Source organism: Bovifimicola ammoniilytica (genome assembly GCF_025567085.1).
In the GTDB taxonomy this organism is placed as follows: domain Bacteria; phylum Bacillota; class Clostridia; order Lachnospirales; family Lachnospiraceae; genus Bovifimicola; species Bovifimicola ammoniilytica.
Window position 1 is genome coordinate 116,652 of record NZ_JAOQJN010000004.1, and the last position, 26,355, is coordinate 143,006.

Annotated in this window: 29 protein-coding genes; all 29 read left to right on the top strand. The window is 33.5% G+C overall.

The features are described from left to right. Nucleotides 1-103 precede the first annotated feature (103 nt). The 29 genes from OCV48_RS06235 to flhB all read left to right on the top strand — a co-directional run bounded on the left by OCV48_RS06235 (nucleotide 104) and on the right by flhB (nucleotide 26,285). A complete protein-coding gene (locus tag OCV48_RS06235) occupies nucleotides 104-1,636 on the top strand; it encodes a YifB family Mg chelatase-like AAA ATPase (RefSeq protein WP_021983664.1) in 1,533 nt (510 codons plus the stop codon). Nucleotides 1,637-1,660: 24 nt separating this feature from the next. After that, nucleotides 1,661-2,764 carry a DNA-processing protein DprA gene (dprA, locus tag OCV48_RS06240; RefSeq protein ID WP_021983663.1) on the top strand — a complete coding sequence of 368 codons (1,104 nt, stop codon included), beginning with the start codon at nucleotides 1,661-1,663 and terminating at the stop codon, nucleotides 2,762-2,764. 15 nt (nucleotides 2,765-2,779) lie between these two features. Further along, entirely contained in the window at nucleotides 2,780-4,864 is a 2,085-nt protein-coding gene (gene topA, locus OCV48_RS06245; RefSeq protein WP_021983662.1) for a type I DNA topoisomerase, read from the top strand. 2 nt (nucleotides 4,865-4,866) lie between these two features. Then, nucleotides 4,867-5,640: a GTP-sensing pleiotropic transcriptional regulator CodY gene (gene codY / locus OCV48_RS06250; protein WP_021983661.1), complete on the top strand. Its 774-nt coding sequence runs from the start codon at nucleotides 4,867-4,869 to the stop codon at nucleotides 5,638-5,640. Nucleotides 5,641-6,070: 430 nt separating this feature from the next. Continuing rightward, nucleotides 6,071-6,460 (top strand): flagellar basal body rod protein FlgB, encoded by a 390-nt coding sequence (flgB, locus tag OCV48_RS06255; protein ID WP_021983660.1) that lies wholly within the window; start codon nucleotides 6,071-6,073, stop codon nucleotides 6,458-6,460. Nucleotides 6,461-6,575: 115 nt separating this feature from the next. Then, nucleotides 6,576-7,013, top strand: a complete 438-nt coding sequence (gene flgC, locus OCV48_RS06260; RefSeq protein WP_021983659.1) for a flagellar basal body rod protein FlgC — start codon at nucleotides 6,576-6,578, stop codon at nucleotides 7,011-7,013. 38 nt (nucleotides 7,014-7,051) lie between these two features. Continuing rightward, nucleotides 7,052-7,375, top strand: a complete 324-nt coding sequence (gene fliE, locus OCV48_RS06265; RefSeq protein ID WP_147591423.1) for a flagellar hook-basal body complex protein FliE — start codon at nucleotides 7,052-7,054, stop codon at nucleotides 7,373-7,375. Between the two features lie 31 nt (nucleotides 7,376-7,406). Further along, nucleotides 7,407-9,008, top strand: a complete 1,602-nt coding sequence (locus OCV48_RS06270; RefSeq protein ID WP_021983657.1) for a flagellar M-ring protein FliF C-terminal domain-containing protein — start codon at nucleotides 7,407-7,409, stop codon at nucleotides 9,006-9,008. 19 nt (nucleotides 9,009-9,027) lie between these two features. Then, nucleotides 9,028-10,038 carry a flagellar motor switch protein FliG gene (gene fliG, locus OCV48_RS06275; protein ID WP_021983656.1) on the top strand — a complete coding sequence of 337 codons (1,011 nt, stop codon included), beginning with the start codon at nucleotides 9,028-9,030 and terminating at the stop codon, nucleotides 10,036-10,038. Next, the gene (locus OCV48_RS06280) at nucleotides 10,031-10,837 is read left to right on the top strand and encodes a FliH/SctL family protein (protein WP_021983655.1); all 807 of its coding nucleotides are present in this window, start codon (nucleotides 10,031-10,033) and stop codon (nucleotides 10,835-10,837) included. The genes fliG and OCV48_RS06280 overlap by 8 nt, the downstream gene beginning before the upstream one ends. 20 nt (nucleotides 10,838-10,857) lie before the next feature. Next, a complete protein-coding gene (gene fliI, locus OCV48_RS06285) occupies nucleotides 10,858-12,168 on the top strand; it encodes a flagellar protein export ATPase FliI (protein ID WP_021983654.1) in 1,311 nt (436 codons plus the stop codon). 132 nt (nucleotides 12,169-12,300) lie between these two features. Next, entirely contained in the window at nucleotides 12,301-12,744 is a 444-nt protein-coding gene (fliJ, locus tag OCV48_RS06290; protein WP_021983653.1) for a flagellar export protein FliJ, read from the top strand. Between the two features lie 12 nt (nucleotides 12,745-12,756). Next, nucleotides 12,757-13,548, top strand: coding sequence for a MotE family protein (locus OCV48_RS06295; RefSeq protein WP_147591424.1), 792 nt, complete (start codon nucleotides 12,757-12,759; stop codon nucleotides 13,546-13,548). Between the two features lie 262 nt (nucleotides 13,549-13,810). Next, entirely contained in the window at nucleotides 13,811-15,139 is a 1,329-nt protein-coding gene (locus tag OCV48_RS06300) for a flagellar hook-length control protein FliK (protein ID WP_147591425.1), read from the top strand. Between the two features lie 24 nt (nucleotides 15,140-15,163). Beyond that, a complete protein-coding gene (locus tag OCV48_RS06305) occupies nucleotides 15,164-15,697 on the top strand; it encodes a flagellar hook capping FlgD N-terminal domain-containing protein (protein WP_021983650.1) in 534 nt (177 codons plus the stop codon). Nucleotides 15,698-15,715: 18 nt separating this feature from the next. Beyond that, nucleotides 15,716-16,105 (top strand): TIGR02530 family flagellar biosynthesis protein, encoded by a 390-nt coding sequence (locus OCV48_RS06310; RefSeq protein ID WP_021983649.1) that lies wholly within the window; start codon nucleotides 15,716-15,718, stop codon nucleotides 16,103-16,105. A gap of 96 nt (nucleotides 16,106-16,201) precedes the next feature. After that, complete coding sequence (locus OCV48_RS06315; protein ID WP_262559258.1) at nucleotides 16,202-17,488, top strand: flagellar hook protein FlgE; 1,287 nt, start codon at nucleotides 16,202-16,204, stop codon at nucleotides 17,486-17,488. A gap of 103 nt (nucleotides 17,489-17,591) precedes the next feature. Further along, entirely contained in the window at nucleotides 17,592-17,777 is a 186-nt protein-coding gene (locus OCV48_RS06320; protein ID WP_021983647.1) for a flagellar FlbD family protein, read from the top strand. 158 nt (nucleotides 17,778-17,935) lie between these two features. Continuing rightward, the gene (locus OCV48_RS06325; protein ID WP_147591426.1) at nucleotides 17,936-18,733 is read left to right on the top strand and encodes a motility protein A; all 798 of its coding nucleotides are present in this window, start codon (nucleotides 17,936-17,938) and stop codon (nucleotides 18,731-18,733) included. A 2-nt stretch (nucleotides 18,734-18,735) separates the two neighbouring features. After that, nucleotides 18,736-19,566: an OmpA/MotB family protein gene (locus OCV48_RS06330; protein WP_262559261.1), complete on the top strand. Its 831-nt coding sequence runs from the start codon at nucleotides 18,736-18,738 to the stop codon at nucleotides 19,564-19,566. A gap of 18 nt (nucleotides 19,567-19,584) precedes the next feature. Further along, nucleotides 19,585-20,094, top strand: a complete 510-nt coding sequence (locus tag OCV48_RS06335) for a flagellar basal body-associated FliL family protein (protein ID WP_021983644.1) — start codon at nucleotides 19,585-19,587, stop codon at nucleotides 20,092-20,094. Between the two features lie 37 nt (nucleotides 20,095-20,131). Beyond that, nucleotides 20,132-21,109 (top strand): flagellar motor switch protein FliM, encoded by a 978-nt coding sequence (fliM, locus tag OCV48_RS06340; RefSeq protein WP_021983643.1) that lies wholly within the window; start codon nucleotides 20,132-20,134, stop codon nucleotides 21,107-21,109. Nucleotides 21,110-21,115: 6 nt separating this feature from the next. Then, nucleotides 21,116-22,417 carry a flagellar motor switch phosphatase FliY gene (gene fliY, locus OCV48_RS06345; protein WP_147591427.1) on the top strand — a complete coding sequence of 434 codons (1,302 nt, stop codon included), beginning with the start codon at nucleotides 21,116-21,118 and terminating at the stop codon, nucleotides 22,415-22,417. 25 nt (nucleotides 22,418-22,442) lie between these two features. Next, nucleotides 22,443-22,805, top strand: a complete 363-nt coding sequence (locus tag OCV48_RS06350) for a response regulator (protein WP_021983641.1) — start codon at nucleotides 22,443-22,445, stop codon at nucleotides 22,803-22,805. 4 nt (nucleotides 22,806-22,809) lie between these two features. After that, nucleotides 22,810-23,238: a flagellar biosynthetic protein FliO gene (locus OCV48_RS06355; RefSeq protein WP_021983640.1), complete on the top strand. Its 429-nt coding sequence runs from the start codon at nucleotides 22,810-22,812 to the stop codon at nucleotides 23,236-23,238. Further along, nucleotides 23,213-24,061: a flagellar type III secretion system pore protein FliP gene (gene fliP, locus OCV48_RS06360; RefSeq protein ID WP_021983639.1), complete on the top strand. Its 849-nt coding sequence runs from the start codon at nucleotides 23,213-23,215 to the stop codon at nucleotides 24,059-24,061. The genes OCV48_RS06355 and fliP overlap by 26 nt, the downstream gene beginning before the upstream one ends. A 53-nt stretch (nucleotides 24,062-24,114) precedes the next feature. Beyond that, nucleotides 24,115-24,384, top strand: coding sequence for a flagellar biosynthesis protein FliQ (gene fliQ / locus OCV48_RS06365; protein ID WP_021983638.1), 270 nt, complete (start codon nucleotides 24,115-24,117; stop codon nucleotides 24,382-24,384). Further along, a complete protein-coding gene (gene fliR / locus OCV48_RS06370) occupies nucleotides 24,381-25,157 on the top strand; it encodes a flagellar biosynthetic protein FliR (RefSeq protein ID WP_021983637.1) in 777 nt (258 codons plus the stop codon). The genes fliQ and fliR overlap by 4 nt, the downstream gene beginning before the upstream one ends. Continuing rightward, nucleotides 25,158-26,285 carry a flagellar biosynthesis protein FlhB gene (flhB, locus tag OCV48_RS06375; protein WP_021983636.1) on the top strand — a complete coding sequence of 376 codons (1,128 nt, stop codon included), beginning with the start codon at nucleotides 25,158-25,160 and terminating at the stop codon, nucleotides 26,283-26,285. The last annotated feature ends 70 nt before the right edge of the window (nucleotides 26,286-26,355 follow it).

The following is a 26,355-nucleotide window of genomic DNA, read 5'->3' on the forward strand; positions in this document are numbered from 1 at the left end:
TAACAAATTTAGTAAATGCAACAAACATATTTACTAAAGTATTTGTTATATATGGCAGTGGTACATATATATAAATGATTAACCAGTTATTATAATTAAAGGAGTGATATATATTTATTGTTGTATAAATAGTGGTGCAATATGGGGAATAGAGCCATATGTTGTAAAAGTAGAGGCGGATATATCACAGGGTATGCCTTGTTTTAATATGGTAGGCTTATTGTCATCGGAAGTCAGGGAAGCCAGAGAAAGAGTGAGGAGTGCAATTAAGAATAGTGGAGAAAGTTTACCAATGTACAGGGTAACTGTTAATTTATCGCCAGCTGATAGGAGAAAGGAGGGGACAGGCTATGATTTACCTATTGCATTGTCGCTCTTGTGTGCAATGGGAAGACTAGATGTAAGCAGATTTGATAATACACTTATAATGGGTGAATTAGGACTTGATGGAAATATTAACAAGGTGAAAGGAATTCTTCCTATTATAAATATGGCGAAGAGATTAGGTTTTAATAAGTGCATTATTCCTAAAGGAAACAGTAATGAGGCAAGATATGCAGATAATATAAAAGTCTATACATTTTCTACACTTAGAGAAGTAATAAAATATTTCAATAATATACATAATGAAGAAAGTACGATTATAGATAATATTAATAGAGAGGATGTATTAGATCAGAGTGAAAATGATTTTTCAGATATATATGGACAGGAGAGTGTTAAGAGGGCAATTATGATTGCTGTATCCGGGTGGCATAATATGTTAATGATTGGTGCACCGGGAGTCGGGAAGTCAATGTTAGCATACAGAATACCATATATTATGACAGAAATGAGTGAAGAGGAGAAAAGAGAAGTTTTAAATATACAGAGCATATGTGGATTAATTGTAAATAATGATTACATTTTGAAGAGACCATATTCTGCACCGCATCATACCATTACAAAAGCCGCATTGATAGGAGGAGGTAAAGAACCAAGACCAGGTGAGATAACAATTGCCCACAGAGGTGTAATGTTTCTCGATGAATTGCCGGAATTTTCACCAATTGTATTAGATTCATTAAGACAACCTCTGGAAGAAAAGGTTGTTAAGATTCATAGAATGAATGGTAATTATGAATTTCCAGCCAATTGTCTTATTATTGCAGCAATGAATCCTTGTAAATGTGGATATTATCCCGATAGAAATAGGTGTAAATGTTCTGAGACAGATGTGATGAATTACTTAAATAGAATAAGTGGACCTATTATAGACAGGATTGATATGAGTGTTGAAGTACCAAGAGTAGAAGCAGTGGATATAGGTAGTGAAGATAATAATATGAGTAGTAAAGAGATGAAAGAATTGATAAAAAATGCAGTTGATAGACAACGAAGGAGGCAGAATGACAGATATAATAGCCAGTTATCAACAGATGAAATCAGGAGATATTGTAAGCTTGGAAAAGAAGAAACTGTATTTATGAAAGATGCTTACAAGAAGTTTGGATTAAGTATGAGAGGATATTATAAGGTTGTGAAGATAGCCAGAACAATTGCTGATATAGAGGGTGAAAGTATAATTAATATCAATCATCTGGCAGAAAGCTTAGGATACAGAATTTCTGATAATAAGTATTATAATAATATATAGCAATAAGATAAAAGGAGAACATAATTGAATAATGAAGAATATTGGTATTGGATATGTAATATAGAAAATGTATGGAATAGTACAATTAGAAAACTACTTGAGATTTTTAAATCGCCGAAGGAGATTTATGAATGTAGTGAAAGTGAACTATCAAGATATATAAATAGTAGTAGTTTTAAGAATCATTATGAGCTCATAAGAAATATTGTTAAGTCAAGAAACGAATGTCTAATAAATGAATGTTATAATAAATTATATAAAAGGGAAATATATTTCATAAGTATTGATAATGAGAAATATCCTGATAGATTAAGAGGTATAGACAATTATCCATATGGAATTTATGTTAAGGGAAATATAAGTGCATTGTCAAAAAAGACTGTTGCAATAGTTGGTGCAAGAAATTGTACAACATACGGTAAGAAGATTGCTAAGGATATAGGATTTGAATTGGCGGCTAATGGTGTGAATGTTATAAGTGGATTGGCAAGAGGGATTGATTCAGCAGGATTATGGGGAGCAGTAGATGCTAATGGAGTTGCAGGAGCAGTATTAGGGTGTGGAGTAGATATATGTTATCCAAGAGAGAATATTGAATTATATGAGGTTATTAAAGAAAATGGATTCATTTTATCGGATTATCCTATTGGAACAAAACCTTTAGCATGGCAGTTTCCACTAAGAAACAGAATAATTAGTGGTCTGGCAGATATTGTCTTGGTGGTAGAAGCAAGAGAGAGAAGTGGCTCATTGATAACAGTTGAATATGCATTAGAACAAGGTAAGGATGTATGTGCAGTACCAGGCAGAGTCGGAGATGGACTTAGCAGTGGTTGCAACAGATTAATTAAAGAGGGTGCAGCTATGGTTTTATCAGCAAATGATGTATTACATGAACTTGGAATTAATAATGATAGTAATATTAAATTTTTTAGAAAAAATGATATTGTACTTGAAAAAGAAATAGAAACGTTGTATAGTTATGTGGATTTCATTCCAAAGAATATACAGCAATTGATGAACGAAACAGGTATGAGTTCGTCTGAAATATTAAGAGGATTGATAAAATTACAAATGATGAATTATATAGAAGAACCATCGAAAAACTACTATTCAAGGAAGATTTAGAAAAGGGGATTTATTATGCCAAAGTATTTAGTTATTGTAGAATCACCAGCTAAAGTCAAAACAATCAAGAAGTTCTTAGGAGCAAATTACAACGTAGTTGCTTCAAATGGACATGTACGTGATTTACCAAAAAGTACATTAGGTGTTGATATTGAAAATGATTATGAACCTAAATATATAACTATCAGAGGAAAAGGAGATAAGCTTGCAGAACTTCGTAAGGAAGTGAAGAAGGTTGACAAAGTGTATCTTGCAACCGACCCTGACCGTGAGGGAGAAGCTATTTCATGGCATTTAGCAACAGCTCTGAAGTTAGATGATAAAAAGATGAGCCGAATTACATTTAATGAAATTACTAAGAATGCAGTTAAGGCTTCATTAAAGAACCCAAGAACTATTGATATGAATCTTGTAGATGCACAACAGGCTAGAAGAATGTTAGACAGAATGGTAGGATATACTATAAGTCCACTTCTTTGGCAGAAAGTAAAAAGAGGCCTGAGTGCAGGTAGAGTACAGTCAGTAGCATTAAGAATGATTTGTGATAGAGAAGAGGAGATTAATGAATTTATTCCGGAAGAATACTGGACTTTAGACGTTAATCTATTACCTGGTGGACATAAGAAACCAATTGTTGCAAAATTACATGGATATAAGAATAAGAAGATTGAGATTAAAAATAGAAGTGAAATGGATAAAGTACTTGCAGCTATAGATAATGCGACATATAGTATTTCAGAGATAAAGAAAGGTGAGAGAATTAAGAAATCACCACTGCCATTTACTACAAGTACATTGCAGCAGGAGGCTTCTAAGACACTTAATTTTTCAACACAGAAGACTATGCGGATTGCTCAGCAGTTATACGAGGGAATTGATATAAAAGGACAGGGAACAATAGGTATAATTTCATATTTGAGAACTGATTCTACCAGAGTATCTGAAGAAGCTGATAATATGGCAAGAGAATTTATCAATAAGAATTATGGTGAAAACTATTTAGCAAAACAAAATACACAAAAGAAAAGTGATAATAAGATTCAAGATGCACATGAGGCTATAAGACCTACGAATATGGAACTAACGCCAGCAAGAATTAAAGATGATTTATCAAGAGACCAATTCAGATTATATCAGTTAATATGGAAGAGATTCACTGCGAGTAGAATGGAGAATGCAAAATATGAGACAACATCTATAAAGATATCTGCAGGAGATTATGATTTTATATGTGCAGCTTCTAAGTTAGCGTTTGACGGCTTTATGTCAGTATATATGACAGAAGATGACAAGGAAGAGAATAAATCAAATGTTCTAATGAAAAATATTGATAAAGATTCAAAATTACAGTTTGTAGAGCATTTAGAAAAACAACATTTTACACAACCACCAGCACATTATACTGAAGCAGGTTTAGTAAAAGCATTAGAGGAACAGGGAATAGGAAGACCTAGTACTTATGCACCTACAATTTCAACCATAATAGCCAGAAGATATATTGTTAAAGAGAATAAAAACTTATATGTAACTGAATTAGGTGAGATAGTAAATGAGATAATGAAAACAGCATTTCCAGTCATAGTTGATTCTAGCTTCACAGCTAACCTAGAATCTTTATTAGATGGAATCGAAGCAGGCAATATACAGTGGAAAACTGTAGTAAGAAACTTTTATCCTGATTTGGTAGAAGCTGTAAGTAATGCGGAAAAGGTACTTGAGAAAATCAAGATAGAGGATGAAGTTACAGATGTAGTCTGTGAAGAATGTGGAAGAAATATGGTTATAAAATATGGACCACATGGTAAGTTTCTTGCTTGTCCGGGATTTCCTGAATGCAGATTTACAAAACCATATTTTGAGAAAACAGGCATTAAATGTCCAAAATGTGATGGTGAATTAGTTATAAAAAAGACTAAAAAGGGAAGAAAGTATTATGGATGTGAGAATGCTCCGGAATGTGACTTTATGTCATGGCAGAAGCCTTTAGAAGAGAAATGTCCGGAATGTGGAAGTTATCTGATTCAAAAAGGAAGCAAGGCCGTATGTTCAAATGAAACATGTGGCTATGTGAAAGTGATAAATAAGAAAGAAAATGAGTAAATATGAGTGTTCAATTATTAGATAAAGCAAGAAAAATTAACAAATTACTTCATAATTATAATTCCAGCAAGATTGTATTTAGTGACATTTGTGATGTATTAAGTGAAATATTAGATTCAAATGTTGTTGTTATTGCAAAAAGTGGAAAAATATTAGGAATAAGCATATATAATGAAATTGAACCTATAGGAACCGAAATGGGGGATAATTCAGTAGGAACATATGTAGATAAAATGCTCAACGAGAGATTGTTAGAAGTTCTATCTACCAAAGAGAACGTTAATTTGATGACTTTAGGCTTCGAGTCTAATAAAAGTAAACAATATGATGCTATAATTACTCCAATAGACATTGCTTGCGAGAGACTTGGAACTATATTTATTTATAGAATCAAGAAATCTTATGATATAGACGATATAATATTAAGTGAATATGGAAGTGTGGTAATCGGTTTAGAGATGACCAGGTCTGTAAGTGAGGAAGAAGAGGATAATTCAAGAAAACGTACATTGTTAAATGTTGCTATTAATTCATTGTCTGAATCAGAGAAAAAAGCAGTAAGATGTGTACTAAAAGAACTAAATGGTAAGGAGGGTGTGGTAATAACCAGCAGGATTGCCGAAAGAGAGGGAATAACAAGGTCAGTATTAATAAATGCACTTAGAAAATTTGAAAGTGGAAGAATTATTGAATCGCATTCTAATGGAATGAGGGGCACTTACATAAAAGTCGTAAATGATATAGTATATGAAGTACTTGGCATAGACAATATGTAGAAAATGATGTATAATACAAATTACAAAACACAACATAATAGTAAAAATATGATATAAAAATGAAAGTAAAACTGCTTGCAATATATCGTAATTAAATATTAAATTTTAATATTTCATAAATGGATTTATGGACTGTCTTGAAAGTGTAATGGATTACTGAATTGATTACATATACAATCAGGACAGTCTTTTATAATATATGTTATATATTAATGTTAATATATAAAAATTACTTGATATTTTTCTAGAATAATTTTATAATAAAATATGAGTGATTTTGTCAAAAATTGGGCAATATGCTATATGAATAGATTTTATTATAATAGTTAGATGAAGATAATTGTTTTAAAAGCCGCTAAGACAATATAAATGCTTTTAGATGATATTTTCAGTTAACTATATGATATAGTAGCAAAAAGGAGGCAATATAATGATTAACTCTAGTATATATAATTATGTTAATGTATTAGACAAGGCAGCTGATGCATCGTGGATTCGAAATGAAGTTATAAGCAATAATATTGCAAATGTAGATACACCTAATTATAAGAGACAAGATGTTGAATTTGAATCATATCTTTTAGCACAACTTGAAGGTGCAAATTCTTCATCACTTAAGAAAACGGTTGCAGGTATGGATTTAGATAGTTTAACATCTACGATATATACTGATTCAAATTCGTTGTCATATAGACTTGATGGAAATAATGTAGATATAGATACAGAAAATGTTGAGTTAGCATCAAACCAGTTAAAATATCAGGCATTAGTAAGCAGTATCAATAACGAATTTAGTATGATTAAAAGCGCAATGCAGTAGCAGAGTCAAAAACAAATTTAGTATTATTAAAAGTGCAATGCAGTAGCAGAGCAAAAAACAAATTTAGTATTATTAAAAGAAAAATGCAAAACAAACATCAGAAATGGAGGATAAAATGGCTTTATTTTCATCATTTGATATAAGTGCATCAGGTATGACTGCACAGAGATTAAGATCAGATACTATTTCACAGAACCTGGCTAACGTTAATACAACAAGAACCAGTGATGGTGGACCTTATGTAAGAAAAACAGTTGTATTTACTGAGAGACAGAGTACACCATTTGATCAGGTGCTTTTAACAACTTCAGGAAGAATGGGTAACGGAGTTAAAGTTACATCTGTTATAGAGGATACGGAGACACCTATGAATATGGTATATGATCCGTCTCATCCTGATGCGGATGAGAATGGATATGTTACATATCCTAATGTAAGTACAATAACAGAGATGACTAACTTAATCGATGCATCAAGAGCATATGAAGCAAATGTTACAGCATTTGATGCTGCAAAGACAATGGCTTTAAAAGGATTAGAAATTAATAAATAAAAAAGTATCTAAATTGTATAAAGAAATGAGGTATAGATATGTCAGATATAACATCAGTTAGTAATTTGGCAACACAATACATAAATGAGGCACTTAAGCCATCGACTGCAGAAACAAGTAAAACTAATAATAAAGAAGCATTTTCTGATTTATTATCATCAGCAATGAAGATGATAAAAGAAACAAATGATTTATCGAATGCTGCAAATGCAGAGCAGATGAATTTTGCACTTGGATATTCAGATAATACACATGATTTAGCAATTGCCCAGCAAAAGGCAGCGTTGTCATTACAGTATACAGTAGCTGTAAAGAATAAAGTGTTAGAAGCATATAAAGAGATTATGAATATGCAAATATAATACATAATATACAGGCATTAGGAGAATTTTCATGAATGAAAGGTTGAAAGCTATCCAGAAACGAGCTGTAGATTTCTGGAACAAGTACAATAGAAAACAAAAGACGATGATGATAAGCATTACGTTAGCAGTTATTATTCTGTTAATTGTAATGGTTGTTATGTTTACAAAACCAACCTATGTTACTTTGGTAGAATGTGATTCGGCATCTACAGCATCAGATGTAAAAGATTCATTGAATGATGCAGGAATATCCTTTACTATAACTAATAATTATGTAGTTAAAGTTAAGAGTGAAGATAAAGTAGAAGCCGAAATGGCGATTGCTACATCGGGAGTTATTGCTAAAGAATATACAATAGACCAGGCACTTTCTGGTGGAATGAGCACAACAGAAGCTGATAAACAGAAGCGATATAAGGCATATTTAGAGGATAGATTAAGAGTATCCTTAGAAAAATTACAATATGTTAAAGCAGCAAGAGTACAGATTACTGTTCCAGAGAGTAAGTTAAGTGTATTAGATTCTAAAGAGGAATCAACAGCAGCAGTTGTACTTAATCTTAAGAAAAGTATGAGCTCGGAACAGGCAGAGAATGTGGCACAGTGGATAGCTACATCACTTGGTAACGATACAATGGCTTCGGTAACTATTATTGATACAGACGGTAATATGTTATTCAGAGGAACAGATTATACAGAAGGTGATTTTTCTGGAGGTTCAAAGAGTGAGATTCAACAGGCAGCGATGGATTTAGTATCTACAAATGTTAAGAAATTATTTGAGGCCGCTGAATTGTATCAATCAGTAGAAGTATCGCCGCATTTAGATATGAGTTTCGATACTGTTGAAAGAACACAGATATCATATGATACAGGCGACAGAGAGCAGGGACCATATCTTACATCATATGAAGTTGAACAGGAGGGTTCATCAGGAGCAGGCGGTGTTCCGGGAACCGATTCTAATGATGAGGATATAACATATAATATTAAAACTGATGAAGGCTCATCAAGTACATATGCATTAAAAAAATATGAATATGCGGTTAATCAGATTATTGAAAAGACAACATTAGGCAGAGGAACTATTGATTATACAGATTCAACACTTAGTATTGTAGCACGTACATATAATGTATACGAAGAAGATAAAGTACGTAAACAGGGACTATTAGACGGCATTACATGGGAACAATTCAAGGAACAGAATAGAGACAATGTACAGTTAGATGTTCCAGCGGATTTATACCAGATGGTATCGACTGCAACAGGATTTACAACAGACAATATTACAATTCTTGCATATAGAGTACCACAATTTGTGGATGCTGAAGCTAAAGCGTCAAAAGGATTTACAGACTATCTTCCAATAATGCTTGCGGTAGTAATATTTGGCTTACTTGCATTCGTGGTATTTAAGAGTACAAGACCGGTTGAAGTGCTTGAAACAGAACCTGAACTTTCGGTTGAGGCATTACTTGCTTCTACTAAGGAGAATCAGCAGTCGGTTGAAGATATTGATTTGAATGATAAGTCAGAGACCAGAAAAGCAATAGAGAAATTCGTTGATGAGAATCCGGAAGCGGTTGCGTTGTTACTTAGAAACTGGTTAGAAGACGATTGGAATTAATTGAAAGGCATGGATTATTATGGCAAAAAGCAACGAAATGATGGGTATTCAGAAGGCAGCAATACTTTTGATAGCCTTAGGACCTGAGAAATCTGCGACTATATTTAAACATTTAAAAGAAGATGAAATAGAAGAACTTACACTTGAAATTGCCAATACAAGAAGTGTATCGCCACAAACTAAGGAAGAAGTTTTAAACGAATTCTATGAAGTTTGTATTGCACAGCAATATATTGCTGAAGGCGGTATAGATTATGCTAAAGATTTATTAGAGAAGGCATTAGGACAGGATAAGGCTCATGATGTTATAAGTAAGCTTACTGCTTCATTACAGGTCAGACCGTTTGAATTCATCAGAAAGACAGATGCCTCACAGCTTCTTAACTTTATACAGGATGAACATCCACAGACGATTGCACTTATCTTATCATATTTACCGGCAGGACAGGCATCAGCTGTAATTTCTGCTTTGCCGCTTGATAAACAGGCAGATGTTGCAAGAAGAATTGCACAGATGGATAGAACATCACCTGATGTGATTAAAGAAGTAGAACGTGTTCTTGAAAGAAAGCTTGCTTCATTGGTAAATCAGGATTACACAATTGTCGGTGGCGTAGATGCTATTGTTGAAATTCTTAATTATGTTGACAGAGGAACAGAAAAACATATTATGGAAAATCTCGAAGTTGAAGAACCTGAACTCGCAGATGAAATTAAACGTAAAATGTTTGTATTCGAAGATATTCTTTCTCTTGATGATAAAACAATACAGCGTGTATTGCGAGATGTTGACAACAATGATCTTGGGATTGCACTTAAGGGAACAAGTGAAGAGGTTCAGAATGTCATATTTAATAACTTATCAAAACGTCTTGCTGCAATGATAAGAGAGGATATGGACTTTATGGGGCCTGTTCGTATGAAAGATGTTGAAGAAGCACAGCAGAAGATCGTAAATATTATCCGTAGATTAGAGGATACAGGTGAAATTATCATTGCACGTGGTGGAGGTGACGAAATAGTTGTCTAATTTAGTTAAATCCAGAAATATAATATGTGATAGTAATGATAAAAAGATAATTGATTATAATGAGCTTATTTCGGCTAAATTATCCATGATTAAGGATAGCATAAAGTATCAGCCTGAGCCATTAGAAATAGTAGATGGTGTAAATGCCGATTCTGTACAGGAATTATTAGAAGATAATACATCGGATACAGTGATTGAAAATGCTAATACTCAGGCGGAAAAAATAATTGCAAGAGCGAATGAAGATGCAAAAGCTATTATTGAGAGAGCGAAGGAAGAATCAGATATAATAAGAGCTGACAGTGCCAATATTGGAAGAAATGAAGGTTATGAAGAAGGACATAAAAAAGCTGAGATTGAATTAGCTGCTTTAAAGAAATCTGTTGAAGATGAAAAAGTCCAGATGGAAATTGAATATAACCAGAGATTAAATGAAATGGAGCCAATGCTTGTAGAGACAATTCTTACAGTCTTTGAAAAGGTAACACATGTACTTGCAGAAGATAAAAAAGATTTGGTATTACAATTGGTTAATGATGTACTTAGTAAAACGGAAATTAGTAAAGAATTCCTTATCAGAGTCTCATCATCAGACTATAAATTTATGCTTGATAACAGAGAAAGAATTAATGGTGTTGTTTCGAATCAGGTACATATAGAGATAGTTGAGGATCCTACATTTAAAAAGGGTCAGTGTATGATTGAAAGCGATAGTGGAATATATGATTGTAGTCTAGATATCCAATTAGAAAATCTTATTTCAGCAATAAAGACAATGGCATGTTTAGTAAGTGACTAGATAGCAAAGGAAAGTAACAAATGGTAGTAGATACAGATAAATATCTTAAATTAATAGAAAAGACATATGTAAATAAACTTGGTAAAGTTGTCAAAATAGTTGGTCTTACAATTGAATCAGTCGGTCCAGATGCTAATCTTGGTGATGTGTGTAAGATAAAATCAAGAGAAGACAGGGAAAACTATGTTAAGGCTGAAGTAGTTGGATTTAAAGATAAAAGAGTATTACTCATGCCATTTGATAATATTGATGGAATTGGTCCGGGAAGTATTGTAGAAAATACTGGAAAGCCATTAAAGGTAAAAGTAAGTGATGATTTGCTAGGTAATACAGTTGATGGACTAGGCGTACCACTTGATGGTCATGAAATCAAGAACTATAAGAAATATTCAGTAGAGGCAAAACCACCTGATCCGATGTCTAGGGCAATCATAAGTGAGGTACTTCCGTTAGGAGTTAAGGCTGTTGATGGACTTATTACTGTAGGCAAAGGACAGAGAATTGGCATATTTGCAGGAAGTGGTGTTGGTAAGAGTACATTGCTTGGTATGTTTGCGAGAAATACGAAAGCAGATATAAATGTTATCGCACTAATTGGCGAGCGAGGAAGAGAAGTCAGAGAGTTTATAGAGCGGGATCTTGGCGAAGAGGGCATGAAACGAAGTATAGTTGTCGTGGCAACCTCTGATAAACCCGCACTTATCCGTAATAAAGCTGCTAAGACAGCTACTGCGATAGCAGAATATTTCAGAGATAAAGGTAAAGATGTACTTCTTATGATGGACTCTTTGACCAGGTTTTCAATGGCACAAAGAGAGATTGGATTAGCATCAGGTGAACCACCCGTTACAAGAGGATATCCACCAAGTGTATATAGTGAGATGCCTAAGCTGCTTGAAAGAGCCGGTAATTCGTCGGTTGGTTCAATTACAGGACTATATACAGTGCTTGTAGATGGTGATGATTTTAATGAGCCGATAACGGATACTGCAAGAGGTATTTTGGATGGTCATATAATTTTATCAAGAAAACTTGGACATAAAAATCATTATCCTGCGATTGACATTTTACAAAGTATTTCGCGTGTAATGAGTTCGATTGCAAGCAGAGAACATAAGAAAGCTGCTGGAAAACTTAAAAATGTATTAGCTACTTATAACGAAGCAGAAGATTTGATAAATATTGGAGCTTATAAAGAAGGTTCTAATAAAAATATCGATTATGCAATATCTAAAATAGATGAAGTTAACGATTTCCTGATACAGGGTGTTGATGAGAAATATAACTTTGATGATGTTGTTAATATGCTAGAGAAGATATTTGATGATTAATTTACTTATAGATGTAAACAGCAGGCAAAATAGCAGGCTAAGGAATAAATATTAATTTAAACTAAAAAGCTAGTGTATTAATCTAGACAACAGACACAATATTTTAATAAATGCAAAGAGTTGAGGAAGATTATGGCAAAATTTGTATATAAGATGCAAAATATTTTAGAGATAAAGTACAAATTAGAGACGCAGGCAAAGATTGCTTATGCAGAAGCAAATAACAGACTTAATGATGAATTATTAAAATTACAATGCATTTATGACGATATAAGTAAATATGAAGATGAGATACGAGAACTTAATAGTGGCACATTAGATGTAAGACGACTTAGATGGTGCCATGAAGCTATTGAGATTAAGAAAATAGATGCAGAAAAGCAGAAAAAGGCCGTAGATAAGGCGAGAAAAGGTGTTGAATTAGCCAGAATAAAACTTAATGAAGTTATGGTGGACAGAAAGACACATGAGAAACTAAGAGAGAAGGCATTTGAAGACTTTAAAGTTGAAATTGCCGAGGAAGAAAAGAAAGAAGTAGACGAACTGATTAGTTTCAGTTTTAATAAATCGGAATAGTGGGTGACGAATATGGCGAAGAAACAGAATGATAACATAGATAATGACAATTTGAATGATATTTTAGGTGATAATGTAATTGCTGACAGTGAACCTAAAAAGGAAAATAAACCATTATCGATATTGATAACTGCATTGATTATATTGATATGGTTGGGAATATTTGTTGCACTCATTAAATTAGATGTGGGTGGCTTTGGAAGTAAAGTATTGACACCTGTTCTGAAAGATGTTCCGGTTATTAATAAGATTTTACCTAAGTCAGCAAATAAGACATCGGATGAAGATATTCCATATAAGAGTATTGCAGAGTGTGCAGCATATATTAAAGAATTAGAAAGTGAATTAGCAGGATATCAGCAGTCAGAAAACGATAAGGATACACAGATAGCTGATTTGCAGGCAGAAGTAGACAGACTTAAACAATTTGAGGATAATCAGGCAGAATTCGAAAAACTAAAGGCGCAGTTCTATGAGGAAGTAGTATTTGGAGATAAAGCGATTGATCCGTCTAATTACATAAAATACTACCAGTCTATAGACAAAGAGAATGCTGATTTGTTATATCAGAGAGCAATAGAGAAATATGCATATGATGAACAGGTTAAAGAAAGAGCAAAATATTACAGTTCCATGAAGCCTGCGAAAGCGGCACAGATTTTCTGCGAGATGACAGGCGATTTAGATATTGTTGTATCTTTGTTAAACAGTATGAATGCAGATGAAAGTGGTGCGATAATAGCTGCTATAAGTGATATCGATTCAGTATTTGCTGCTAAAGTGACAAAAAAATTAATGCCTTAAATAAATAAGTAGTTAAGTAACAAAGAAATTAATTTCTTATTAAATATATTAATTATATATAGTATTTAAAATTGAAATACAAAAGGTAATGCATTATAAATGCTTTGTATTTGATAAGAGTTAATTATATAGCCGGATATCATAGAATATGTAGATATAAAGGTATACATATAAGAAGTTTCCGGCAGTCTGATCAATATAATGGTTAGACATCTGATTTTAATAAACAATCAGAGAAAATTTTGATGAAAGGAGGAAGAGAATGGTAAGTACAAATATTTCGGGTAAATTCAAAGTGGATATATTAAAAAGTTCTAATGATACCAAGTCTGTTAATAAGACATCAGATGGTGATTTTACTAAAATATTAAGCAGGCATACTACTAGTGATAGTAAGGAAACATTTAAAACTTACAACAGTGAAAAAAACAGTGATGTAAAGAATGTTATTAAGAAATTTTATTCAGACAAGCCACAGATTAGAGGTAATGAGCAAAAGATTGATGATACGGATATTGAGAAAGCCGTGGCAGAAGCATATTCACAGATCATAAATGTGATAGCTGATGCGCTTAATGCTAATCCGGATGAGATTAAGGGTATTATTAATGAACTTGATATTAATCTGAATGCTTTATCAGATAACCAGAATGTTATTAAGATAGTCAGCAAGTATTTAGGAATTAACAATCCGGTAAATGTTCTGACTAATGATGAGGCTATTAATGCTGTTAAAGAAATCAATCAGTCAATCAGTGAAATTATAAACGAGCTAAAAGATGAATTTGCAATTACAGATGATGGACTTAAAGACTTATTAAGTAAGATTGACACTGTACGGGATACTGAAAATATTGAAGATATTATAAATGATGAGACAGGAAATGTTGATGCATCAGATGATATAATTAAAGTATCTGATGAAAATAATAACAAAATCAATATTGATTCAGAAAATGATAATATAGTGCCTGAGAAAACGACAGTAAAGAATGAAGAAAATGCAAATGCCGGTAATAACAAGGAATTCAATACTGATAGAGAAAGTAAATCAGAACTTTATCTGAATGAAAATGGAATGGAAAGTATAGTTTCTAATCTTAAGAATACTATTACGGATAACATTTTAACAGAAGATGGAATTGCAGATAAGATTATTAAGCAGATTACTGATGACATAAGATTATATGCGAAAGCTGATACAACAGCACTTGAGATTCAGCTAGAACCTGAAACACTTGGTAAGGTAGGGATTACTGTTACTAGTAAGGCAGGAACTATTACAGCACAGTTAGTAGTTCAGAATGAAGTGGCAAAAGAAGCAATAGAAAGCCAGATGGCAACTCTCAAAGAGAGCTTTGCAAGTCAGGATATAAAAGTAGATGCAGTAGAAGTAACGATTGCGAGTAAAGAATTTGAACAGAACCTTGATAAAGGTGCGGGTAATTCCTCAGAACAGAATGAAAATAAGAGAAGAAAACATATTTCAACAGAAGAACTTGCAGAAATTAATGGAACTGCAACAGATAAAGAGACATCAATTGATAATGTTCTTAAGGAAATGGGAACAACAGTTAATTATTCGGTTTAAAATAACACGAAAGGAGAGAGAAGAATGGCAGTAGCTAATATAGTAAATGGAGAAGTTAAAGCAGAAACAACACCTACAAACAGTTCCAAGAATACAGTAGGTAAAAATGAGCTTGGTAAAGATGCATTTATGACATTACTTGTAGCACAGATGCAGAATCAGGATCCATTAAACCCATCAACAGATACAGAATTCATAAGTCAGTTAGCCCAGTTCAGCAGTCTTGAACAGATGCAGAATCTTAATACTACACTTAATAATCAGAATGCATTTGGACTCGTAGGAAAGAATGTTATTATTAATGTAGGCTCATCTAAAGGAGAAACTACAAATACTGTTGCAGGATATGTACAATATGTTGAGATGAAAGAAGGTAAGGCTTATCTTGCAATTAATGAAGAATTGTATTCAATTGATGATTTATACACGGTAATTGATAAGGCTTATCTGGATAAAATTATCAATGATAATAAGAAAAACGATTCTACAAACACAGAAGATAAATCCGATAATTCAAAGCCAGATACAAAAACAGATAACATTGGCAAAGAAGAGTAATGAATGGAGGTACCGTAAGTGAATATTAATGGTAATTTTTCTTCCATAGAACAAATTACTGGTGCATATTTAAACAATAAGGTACAAAAAAATGTCATTGAATCAAGAGGTTCAGACAATTCATTTCAGAAGATATTACAGCAGAAAGCAACACAGGGTTTAAAATTCTCTAAGCATGCCGGAGAAAGACTTGAAGAAAGAAATATAACTTTATCTATTGAACAGATGAAGAGATTAGAAGAGGCAACTGTAAGGGCTGATGAAAAAGGAATAAAAGAATCGCTAATGCTAATGGATAATATGGCGTTTATTGTGAATGTAAAAAATAGCACAGTAATTACTGCTATGGATCAGACAGATAATAAAGATAATATATTTACAAATATTGATGGAGCGGTCATAGTATAGAGCCGGACCTTTATGGAAGCTTATGATTTCTGAATGACAGATGAAATCAGATATGACACGCAGATAATAGGTAAATGAATTGGAGGTCATTTAATTATGATGAGATCATTGTATTCCGGTGTATCCGGATTAAAAGTTCATCAGACAAAGATGGACGTTATAGGTAATAATATTTCGAATGTTAATACAGTTGGTTTTAAAGCATCAAGAGTAACATTCAGTGAATTGTTCTATCAGACAACACAGACGGCAACAGGTCCTAATGCAGAGACTAATACAGGTGGACAGAATGCTAAACAGATTGGTCTTGGTGCTTCTTTGGCATCTATCAGTGTTGATGTAACAGGTGAAGGTGGTAATCAATCAACAAACAGACCATTTGACTTAAAAATTAATGGTAACAGTTTCTTTATCGTTAACAGTAATGGTTCTACATATTTTACAAAAGCAGGTAATTTTGCTAAAGATGAAGCAGGTAACTTAGTAACTGATACAGGCGCATTTGTAATGGGTTATGTAGCAGATACTCCTGGTGCAGATTTGCAGACTGACCAGTTAAGACCTATTCAGGTATATGCTTCTAAATATGTAAATACAGAGCCATCGGCAACATCAGCTGCAAATTTCACAGGTAATATTAATAAAGAAGATTCAAACTTTGCTTCTAAATTACCAATTACAAGAAACATATATGTGTATGATAACCTGGGGTATCAGTATGGTGTACAGGTTCAGATTTCTAAGGTATCTGATACAGAGTACAGTGTTACAACTAATGGTGTATATTCAGGTACAAAACTTGTCGAGGGACTTAATGCAACAATGAATGGAACACTTACATTTGATGCTGCTACAGGTAAACTTGCATCTGATACAAAATTAGATTTATCAATTACAGGAAGTGATTCATTTACAGTTGATCCTATAGAAGTTGATTTCAGTAAAATCACATCATATGGTACAGAGACAACTATTGATAGTGCAAGGGGTACATATGATGGAGAGGGTACAGGTAAAAAAGTAGGTGTTATGACAAGTGTCGGAATCGATGCTTCGGGCAATGTGGTAGCTGCATATGATAATGGTGATAACGAAATAATTGGTCAGATAGCAGTTGCAACATTTTCTAACCCGGCAGGTCTTGAAAAAGTCGGACAGAATATGTTCGCTGCAACACTTAACTCAGGTGAATTTAATGGAATAGGTCAGGATATCAATGCTACAGGTGGTTCATTCTCGCCTGGTGTACTTGAAATGTCAAATGTAGACTTAGCTACAGAGTTTACAGATATGATTGTTACACAAAGAGGTTTCCAGGCTAATTCAAGAGTTATTACTACATCAGATACAATGCTTGAAGAATTATTAAGTCTTAAGAGATAATTAAATGGGAGAATCTCGTAAAGAGGTTCTCCTATATTTTGCTAAAATAATGAAATATACAAAATAAAAATGCAAACGAATAAAAGGAGTTAAGAAATAATCGATGATAGAATTAACAAGATTAAATGGTAAAAATATTATGATTAACTGTGAACTTATTCAATACATAGAAGAAACACCTGATACGGTAATTACATTTAATAATGGAACGAAAATAATTGTCAAAGAAGAATGTGATGAGATAAAGGAAAAGGTTATTGGATATAAAAGAGAAATTATGAGGTTTTAAAGCTATACCAGGCACTTTTACAGCATATTAATAAAATCAATATAGAAAATGTCATATTCGTCAAAAAAATGTCATAAAGTGTTTGGCTAATTGGTAATTTTGTGGTAGAATATTAATCAGTATTATTGTGTAAAAAATGTTTTAGGTAGGTGAAAAAGATGGATATTGCTTCAGTAGTCGGATTAGTAGTGTGTATCGGAATGGTTATTATGGGTATTGTTACGGGTGATGAAGGTATATCAGCCTTAGGTAACTTTATGGATTATAAGTCAGCCTTGATAACATTCGGTGGTTCATTTGCTAGTGTAATGGTATTTTATTCAATAAAAGATTTCTTGAATTCCTTAAAGGCATTTAAGATAGCTTTAAAGGCACCGGCTAATAAGGACACAGAGACAATAAAAAATATAATTGATTTATCAAACGTAGCACGTAAAGAGGGCCTTTTAGCTCTTGAAGAGGCAGCTAATGATCTTGAAGATGAATTTCTTAAGAAAGGAATACTTTTAGTAGTAGATGGTACTGATCCTGAATTAGTGCGAGCTATTATGGAAACAGATATGATATGCGTAGAGAACAGACATAAGAAAGTAATAAGCTTCTATGAATCTGTTGCTTCGATGGGACCTGCCTGGGGTATGATTGGTACACTTATTGGTCTTATTAATATGTTGAAAAATCTTAGTGATATTTCGTCAGTCGGACCTAATATGTCAGTAGCACTTATTACTACGTTATATGGTTCATTACTTGCTAACTGGATATCAACTCCTATAGCTTCAAAACTTAAATATAACAATGATTTAGAGATAATGCTAAAGGAAGTAACTATAGAGGGACTGTTATCAATACAGGCCGGAGAAAATCCAAGAGTTATTGAAGAAAAACTTAAATCCTTCCTCTCTCCTGAACAAAGAGTTGGATTTGGTGAGTCAGAAGATGGCGGAGGTGAGTAGAATTGGCAAGACGAAAAGAAGAACAGTCTGGTTCAGGTTCACCGGCATGGATGGCAACATTTAGCGATTTGATGAACTTATTACTGTGTTTCTTTGTATTGTTATTTGCTATGTCAAGTATTGATGAAGATAAGTTCGAAGAACTTGTTGCTTCGCTTTCAGCAAGCTTTGGCGTGTTAGATGGTGGTTCTACTTCAGTAATAGAAGGATCTGTTATTGCGGCGGGTGTTAATGAACTTAATGATTTGAGCGATTATTACCAAAGTATTGGACTTAATGATACAGGCACAGATGTTGCACAGGACCCTGATATTTATGAATACGATGGTAGCCAGTTATTAGAAGTATTAAAAGACAAAGGTGCCGAAGAATCAGAGAAGATGGCTGAAGATATAAAGAGTGAAGCCACAGAGATGCAGATTGCAGATAGCATAGATGTTGATTTTACATCGCAGTATGTCACAATTACTTTAAATGGTGCATTGTTGTTTGATTCAGCTAAAGCATACATAAGGTCAGAATCATTACCACTGGTAGACAGGGTGGGAAGTATTTTGAAGAATTACTCATCATCGATGATAGAGATAACAGGATATACAGATAGTGTTCCACTTTTAGATGATCCTAAATATGATGATAACTGGGACCTATCAAGTGCGAGAGCTAAAACAGTGCTTATGTACCTTGTTGAGAATAAGGGTATGGACCTTACTAAGATGAAATCATCAGGCAGAGGAGAAAATGATCCGATTGCTTCTAATGAAACAGCAGAAGGCAGGGCGCAGAACCGACGAGTTGAAATTAAAATCTATAATGAATATAGTATGGAATAGACAACGGAGGATAGGACATTGAAGAAGAGCTTATTGAATATTATAATGATAGTGTTAGTATTGACCAATACAATATTAACAACAATAATGCTATTTGTGGTAGTTCCTGGAATGCAGGATTCTAACCGCATAATTAAGAAAGTTGCTCAGGCAGTTAACCTTGAATTAGACACCAGAGAGATAGATGTTTCTGATGTACCACTTGACGAGTGTGAGACATTTGATTTAGAAACAAAATTAACTATTGCTCTTAAGAAAGGTTCAGATGGAAAAGATCACTATGCAGTGATTTATCCAACATTATTGCTTTACAAGAATGGTAGTAACTATTCGAAGAATTTAGCAACTCTTACAGAGAAGAAAGCACTTGCAACACAGCATATACAAGAGATTGTACAGAAGTATACAGCTACAGAACTTCAGACTAATCCAGATGCTGTAAGAGAGGAAGCAAAAGCTGACTTGCAGGAAATTTTCGGAAAGGGATTTATTGTTCAAGTAGTATTTGGAACAACTACAATCCAGTAATATGATACATAAATTTACACATAGGAGGTGATGATGCGTGAGTGAGGTATTATCTCAAAGTGAGATAGATAATCTGCTGAAAGCATTAAGCTCCGGGGAATTAGACGTCAATGAGTATTCAGACGCTAACGAAACCCAGGTTAAGAATTATGATTTTGCACGTCCGGCAAAGTTTTCCAAAGAACATCTGCGTACGTTAGAAATAATATTTGAACATTATGGCAGGTTATTATATACCAATTTACCGGCTTATTTAAGAAAAAATGTCCAGGTTGAGGTTGTGAATTCAGAAGCTGTAGCATATTCTGAATTTGCCAACGCATTATCAAATCCGGTAATACTTGGAATAGTTAATTTTGAGCCGTTAAAAGGAAATGCTTTAATGGAACTTGCACCTAGTCTTGGATATGCAATTATTGACAGGTTATTAGGTGGAAGTGGTGAAACCTTAGAGAAGAAAAGAGATTTTTCAGAAATAGAGATAACCATTATAGAAAGAATTATTTCTATATGCATTGAATTATTAAGAGAACCGTGGAAGAATGTTGTTGAACTGAATCCAAGGTTGGAGAAAATTGAAACAAATTCACAGTTTGCACAGATTATTTCACCGAGTGAGATGATTGCTATTGTTACTTTGAATTTGAAAATAGGGGATGTCGAAGGATTGATGAATATTTGTCTTCCATATTTGACGCTTGAGCCTGTTATGGATAAATTGAATACAAAATATTGGTATTCAACAATGCAGGATAAAGAAGAGAGTGAATATGAAGATAAGATAGAAGCTCTTATTTCAAGAGCTATGGTACCATTAAAAGCAGTACTCGGTACCAGTACAATATCTGTCAGTGATTTTGCAAATCTGCAAAAAGGTGACATAATAAAATTAGACTCAGGGATTGAAGATGAGCTTACGGTTTTTGTTGGAAACATAGGTAAATTTAAGGCACTACCGGGTTCGGCAAAAGATAATTATGCTGTAAGAATAACATCGATAATCAGAGAGGAGTAAGGCAAAATGGACGGAATGCTATCACAAGAAGAAATTAATGCATTACTGAATGGAATGAATACGGACACAGATTCTGCTACAGATACCTCAGCGGATACTACAACACCAGAGGAAGTGAATAATGGCAATTCAGATAATTCAGCTAATGAAGAATTCCTTACAGATATAGAAAAAGATACTGTAGGCGAGATATCCAACATAAGCATGGGAACAGCAGCCACGACATTATCTTCGTTGGTCAATCAGAAAGTAAATATAAGTATTCCTGTTGTTACATATGCAACATGGGACGATTTAGTTAAAAGCTATGACAGACCATGCGTTTTCCTTCAGATTCAATATAAAGAAGGTCTTGATGGAAATAACATATTAATATTAAAAGAAAATGACGTTAAAATAATCGCTGACTTAATGATGGGTGGAGATGGTACTAATACAGATGGTGAAATTACAGAATTACATCTCAGTGCCATTTGTGAAGCAATGAACCAGATGATGGGTTCGGCTTCAACATCACTTTCATCAATGCTCAACATGAAGATTGATATTAGTCCACCAACAGCAAGTCTGGTTGATTTGAATGATAATTTAGATCAAAATGAAATATCTGATTTCTTATCAAAAGGTTTTGTTAAGAATGCGTTTAAGTTAACTATAGGTGATTTGGTTGACAGTGAGATAATGCAATTATTTCCGGTTGAATTCGCTAAGAATTTATGTAGACGTTTTGAGAACGGATCAGACGTTGAAACTGCATCATTACCGGAAGAACCAGTTAGTGAACATGTTATACAGCAGGACAAGCCTCACGTACAACAGCCACAACAAACACAGCAACAGACACAACAGACAATGCAACAGTCTATGAGTGGACAGCAGATGACACCACCACCTGTGAATATGAATCAGGCAGGATATGGTATGCCAACTGGCTATCCTATGGGAGTAATGGGTACTATGCCTGGTTATAATGGAGTTCCATACCAGCAGATGCAGCCACAGATGATGCAGGAAGTAAATGTACAACCTGCACAGTTCCAGGCATTTTCTAATGATCTAGCGGCTGTTACACAGAAAGAGAATATTAATCTTATTATGGACGTTCCATTAGAGGTTACAGTTGAACTTGGACGTACAACTAAATCTATTAAGGAAATTCTTGAATTCGCACCGGGAACAATTATTGAATTAGATAAAATAGCTGGTGAACCAATAGATGTATTAGTTAATGGAAAATATGTGGCTAAAGGCGAAGTTGTTGTAATTGAAGAAAGTTTCGGTATACGCGTTACAGAAATTATAAAATAGAACAGTGAGATAGGAGAGAAGAGAGATGGCAAAAAATATTATGATATGTGATGATGCAGCATTTATGAGAATGATGATTAAGGACATTTTAACTAAGAATGGTTATAATGTTGTAGCAGAAGCAGAAAATGGAGCAAAAGCAGTAGAAAAATATTCTGATGTAAAACCTGATTTGGTCATGATGGACATAACAATGCCAGAGATGGATGGCATTCAGGCTCTTAAGAAGATTAAGGAACTTGATCCTGGAGCTACAGTAATTATGTGTTCTGCAATGGGACAGCAGGCAATGGTTATTGAATCAATCCAGTCAGGAGCTAAGGACTTTATTGTTAAACCTTTTCAGGCAGACAGAGTTATTGAAGCAGTTAAAAAAGCTATAGGCTAGACAAATGACGATAATGAATTGCATTATGGCTGCTTCGCGTGTAAACAGTTTTGTTCAGTTCATAACATTATTAATTGTATTCGTTATAGTATTATTCTTAACATACTATACGACGAAATTCGTCGGTAATTACCAGAAAGTCAGCAATAGATATACAAATTTTGAGGTTGTTGAGACTTATAGAATTTCTAATAATAAATATATTCAGATTATAAAGGTAAGTGGTAAATATATTCTTATATCAGTAACAAAGGATAATGTTACGATGCTTACTGAATTAGATGAGAAAACAGTTATGAAACCTGAATATACTACAGGACAGCAGTCTTTTTCAGAAATATTCGATAAATTAAAAAATTTAAAAAAACATAATGAAAATAGTGCAGATGAAAATGAGGAGCAAAGCAATGAAGAAGATAAACAGACTAAGTAAAATAATGAAAAACACATTCAAGTTTATCTGTCTACTTGTATTCATTTGTAACCTTGTAATATGCTGCAGTGTATCGGCTAAAGCCACGACAACAGGAGGTTCCTCTAATGGAAATTCATCTTCAGTTGTCTCAGATACTGACAATAATACGGGAAATATTCTTGGAGTCAACATATCAACAGATGGAGAGGGCGGATTATCAGGAGCACTTCAGATAGTGCTTGTCCTTACGGTAATTGCCCTATGTCCGTCAATATTAATTATGTTGACTTCTTTTACGCGAATAATAATTGTTCTACATTTTACCAGAGCAGCATTAAATACACAGACAGCACCTCCTAATCAGGTGTTGGTTGGATTGGCATTGTTTTTGACATTTTTCATAATGTCACCTGTTTTCAATCAGGTATATACAGATGCAATCAAACCTCTGAATGAGGGAACTATAACACAAGAAGAAGCGTATAAAGCAGGAATCAAACCCTTAAGAACATTTATGCTCAATCAGGTTAAGGATAAAGATTTAGATGCGATGGCTTCTATAGCAGGAATAGATAATATTTCATCAAAAGATGATATACCACTTACGGTACTTATTCCAAGTTTTATCTTAAGTGAATTAAGAATCGCTTTCTGGATAGGCTTCCTTATATATATACCATTTATAGTTATAGATATGGTTGTGGCATCAACACTTATGTCAATGGGTATGATGATGCTGCCACCGACAACAATATCATTGCCATTCAAAATTCTTCTGTTTGTATTAGCAGATGGATGGAACCTTATAATTGTTAATCTTATGAAGACATTTGTAACTTGATAGTATAAAGAGATGTTTTGAAAAAAGTTTTTATTGTATAATGGAGATATGATATGACAGAAGAAGCAATTTTAAATATTGCAAGTGATGCAATATGGACTATAATAATTTCAGCAGGACCATTATTAATTGTATCATTGATAATTGGACTTATTGTAAGTATTTTCCAGACTGTAACATCTATACAGGAACAGACACTTACATTTATTCCTAAATTAATTGGAATCTTTATGGTTCTTATATTAATGGGTTCATTTATATTGAACAATATGGTTTCATTTATGAGCAATCTTTGGTCTAGTTTTGGAGATTATGTTTTATGATTCAGATTACATTTAATCAGAATACAATAGAATATCTTTTGATAATTCTTGTCAGAGTAAGTTCATTTGTATTTATAGCTCCGTTCTTTGGAGATTCAGCGGTTCCGGCAAGAGTAAAAGTTTCATTCAGCGTATTAATTACAATCTTATTGTTTTATTCAATGCCGGTTACCAGACTTGAATATGGTACGGTTATAGATTATGCCATAATTGTGGTTAAAGAATCAATTACCGGATTATTAATTGGTTTTTCGGCATACATATGTAATACGATTATACATTTTTCAGGAAAAATTATAGATATGGAAATTGGTCTATCTATGGCGCAGGTATTTGACCCTACAACAAATACTGAAATAGGTCTTACAGGTAGCTTATATTCATATCTATTAATGTTATTTATGATAGTCTCAAATATGCATATTTTTTTATTAAATGCATTAGTTGATTCATATACACTTATACCGATTAATGGTATAAAGCTTGGTGATACCATGTATGATACAGTTATGGGTTTTATGGCTAATTACTTTGTTATCGGTTTTAGAATCGTACTACCTGTTTTTGCATCAATTCTGTTGTTAAATTGTATATTAGGAATAATGGCGAAGGTAGCACCACAAATGAATATGTTTGCAGTAGGTATGCAATTAAAGGTAATGGTTGGACTTTTTGTTATGTTTGTTACGGTATCAGTTCTTCCAGTACTTTCGAATTTTATCTTTTCGCATATGCAGATAATGATTAAAGAAATGTTGAGGGGTATGATGTAAGTGGAAGATAGAGAAGTATTTATCAAATTAAATCTGCAATATTTTGCTAAAGATGGACCGGGTGGTGAGAAAACTGAACCGGCAACAACTAAAAAACTTGACGATGCGAGAAAAGAGGGTAATGTAGCCAAAAGTAAAGACATTGTATCAGCGGTTGCACTACTTACATCATTTGTTGTCCTTAAAGTGACAATTGGAAATATCGGAACAGGACTGATGAAAATTTATACATTAGCATATAATAGAATAGCATTATTTGCTAATCCCAGAAGCGATGAGATTAATTATAATTCTGTTGTGTCTATAGCGAAGGATATGGCAATCGAGGGCTTTAAATTAGTAATTCCGATATTTGCATTAATGTTTATTATTGCATTTGTGGGCGATTTAGTACAGGTTAAGTGGAAGATAACTGCTAAACCTCTGCAACCTAAGTCAAGTAAGATTAATCCATTAAAGGGCTTTAAGAGAATTTTCTCGATGCAGTCCTTAGTTAATTTTGCTAAGTCACTTGCACTTGTAATTATCATTTCCTTTGTGGTATTTCAGACGATTAAGACCAAAAGAGGTGTTTTATTAAATCTATATGAGATATCGCTACTAGAAGCACTTGGAGTTATAGGCAATCTAGTGTTTTCGCTTGCTATAAAGATTTGTGCAGTTTATCTTATAGTTGGAGTTGCGGACTTCGCGTATCAGAAGATAAAGTTTAAAAATGATATGATGATGACTAAACAGGAAGTTAAAGATGAGTTCAAAGATGCAGAAGGTGATCCTAAAATAAAAGGTCAGATAAAGCAGAGAATGAGGCAGGCTTCTATGAGAAGAATGATGCAGGACTTGCCTAATGCTGACGTTGTAATAACTAACCCTACACATTTCGCTGTTGCACTTAAGTATGAATCAGGAAAAAATGAAGCACCTGTGGTACTTGCTAAGGGTGAGGATTATTTAGCACAGAAGATTAAGGAAAAGGCAAGAGAAAATAATATTGAAATTGTTGAGAATAAGCCACTTGCAAGAGCATTGTATGCAAATGTCGATGTCGGTCAGGAGATACCTGAAGAATTATATCAGGCAGTTGCAGAAGTACTAGCTTATGTATATGGTTTGAAGAATAAAAATTAAATAAGAATAGAATTGATTAAAATAAAAGTGATTAAGAAAAATGAAAGTGCTAATTAATTAAAAATAGAAT

What these genes read in the sequence shown, in the direction of transcription:
- fliP (WP_021983639.1), top strand. Translation starts at nt 23,213, where the DNA reads ATGAAGAAGATAAACAGACTAAGTAAAATAATGAAAAACACATTCAAG.
- OCV48_RS06350 (WP_021983641.1), top strand. Translation starts at nt 22,443, where the DNA reads ATGGCAAAAAATATTATGATATGTGATGATGCAGCATTTATGAGAATG.
- fliJ (WP_021983653.1), top strand. Translation starts at nt 12,301, where the DNA reads ATGGCAAAATTTGTATATAAGATGCAAAATATTTTAGAGATAAAGTAC.
- OCV48_RS06270 (WP_021983657.1), top strand. Translation starts at nt 7,407, where the DNA reads ATGAATGAAAGGTTGAAAGCTATCCAGAAACGAGCTGTAGATTTCTGG.
- OCV48_RS06300 (WP_147591425.1), top strand. Translation starts at nt 13,811, where the DNA reads ATGGTAAGTACAAATATTTCGGGTAAATTCAAAGTGGATATATTAAAA.
- fliI (WP_021983654.1), top strand. Translation starts at nt 10,858, where the DNA reads ATGGTAGTAGATACAGATAAATATCTTAAATTAATAGAAAAGACATAT.
- flgB (WP_021983660.1), top strand. Translation starts at nt 6,071, where the DNA reads ATGATTAACTCTAGTATATATAATTATGTTAATGTATTAGACAAGGCA.
- codY (WP_021983661.1), top strand. Translation starts at nt 4,867, where the DNA reads ATGAGTGTTCAATTATTAGATAAAGCAAGAAAAATTAACAAATTACTT.
- OCV48_RS06325 (WP_147591426.1), top strand. Translation starts at nt 17,936, where the DNA reads ATGGATATTGCTTCAGTAGTCGGATTAGTAGTGTGTATCGGAATGGTT.
- topA (WP_021983662.1), top strand. Translation starts at nt 2,780, where the DNA reads ATGCCAAAGTATTTAGTTATTGTAGAATCACCAGCTAAAGTCAAAACA.
- OCV48_RS06315 (WP_262559258.1), top strand. Translation starts at nt 16,202, where the DNA reads ATGATGAGATCATTGTATTCCGGTGTATCCGGATTAAAAGTTCATCAG.
- OCV48_RS06320 (WP_021983647.1), top strand. Translation starts at nt 17,592, where the DNA reads ATGATAGAATTAACAAGATTAAATGGTAAAAATATTATGATTAACTGT.
- OCV48_RS06355 (WP_021983640.1), top strand. Translation starts at nt 22,810, where the DNA reads ATGACGATAATGAATTGCATTATGGCTGCTTCGCGTGTAAACAGTTTT.
- flgC (WP_021983659.1), top strand. Translation starts at nt 6,576, where the DNA reads ATGGCTTTATTTTCATCATTTGATATAAGTGCATCAGGTATGACTGCA.
- fliE (WP_147591423.1), top strand. Translation starts at nt 7,052, where the DNA reads ATGTCAGATATAACATCAGTTAGTAATTTGGCAACACAATACATAAAT.
- fliQ (WP_021983638.1), top strand. Translation starts at nt 24,115, where the DNA reads ATGACAGAAGAAGCAATTTTAAATATTGCAAGTGATGCAATATGGACT.
- OCV48_RS06305 (WP_021983650.1), top strand. Translation starts at nt 15,164, where the DNA reads ATGGCAGTAGCTAATATAGTAAATGGAGAAGTTAAAGCAGAAACAACA.
- fliR (WP_021983637.1), top strand. Translation starts at nt 24,381, where the DNA reads ATGATTCAGATTACATTTAATCAGAATACAATAGAATATCTTTTGATA.
- fliY (WP_147591427.1), top strand. Translation starts at nt 21,116, where the DNA reads ATGGACGGAATGCTATCACAAGAAGAAATTAATGCATTACTGAATGGA.
- fliG (WP_021983656.1), top strand. Translation starts at nt 9,028, where the DNA reads ATGGCAAAAAGCAACGAAATGATGGGTATTCAGAAGGCAGCAATACTT.
- OCV48_RS06295 (WP_147591424.1), top strand. Translation starts at nt 12,757, where the DNA reads ATGGCGAAGAAACAGAATGATAACATAGATAATGACAATTTGAATGAT.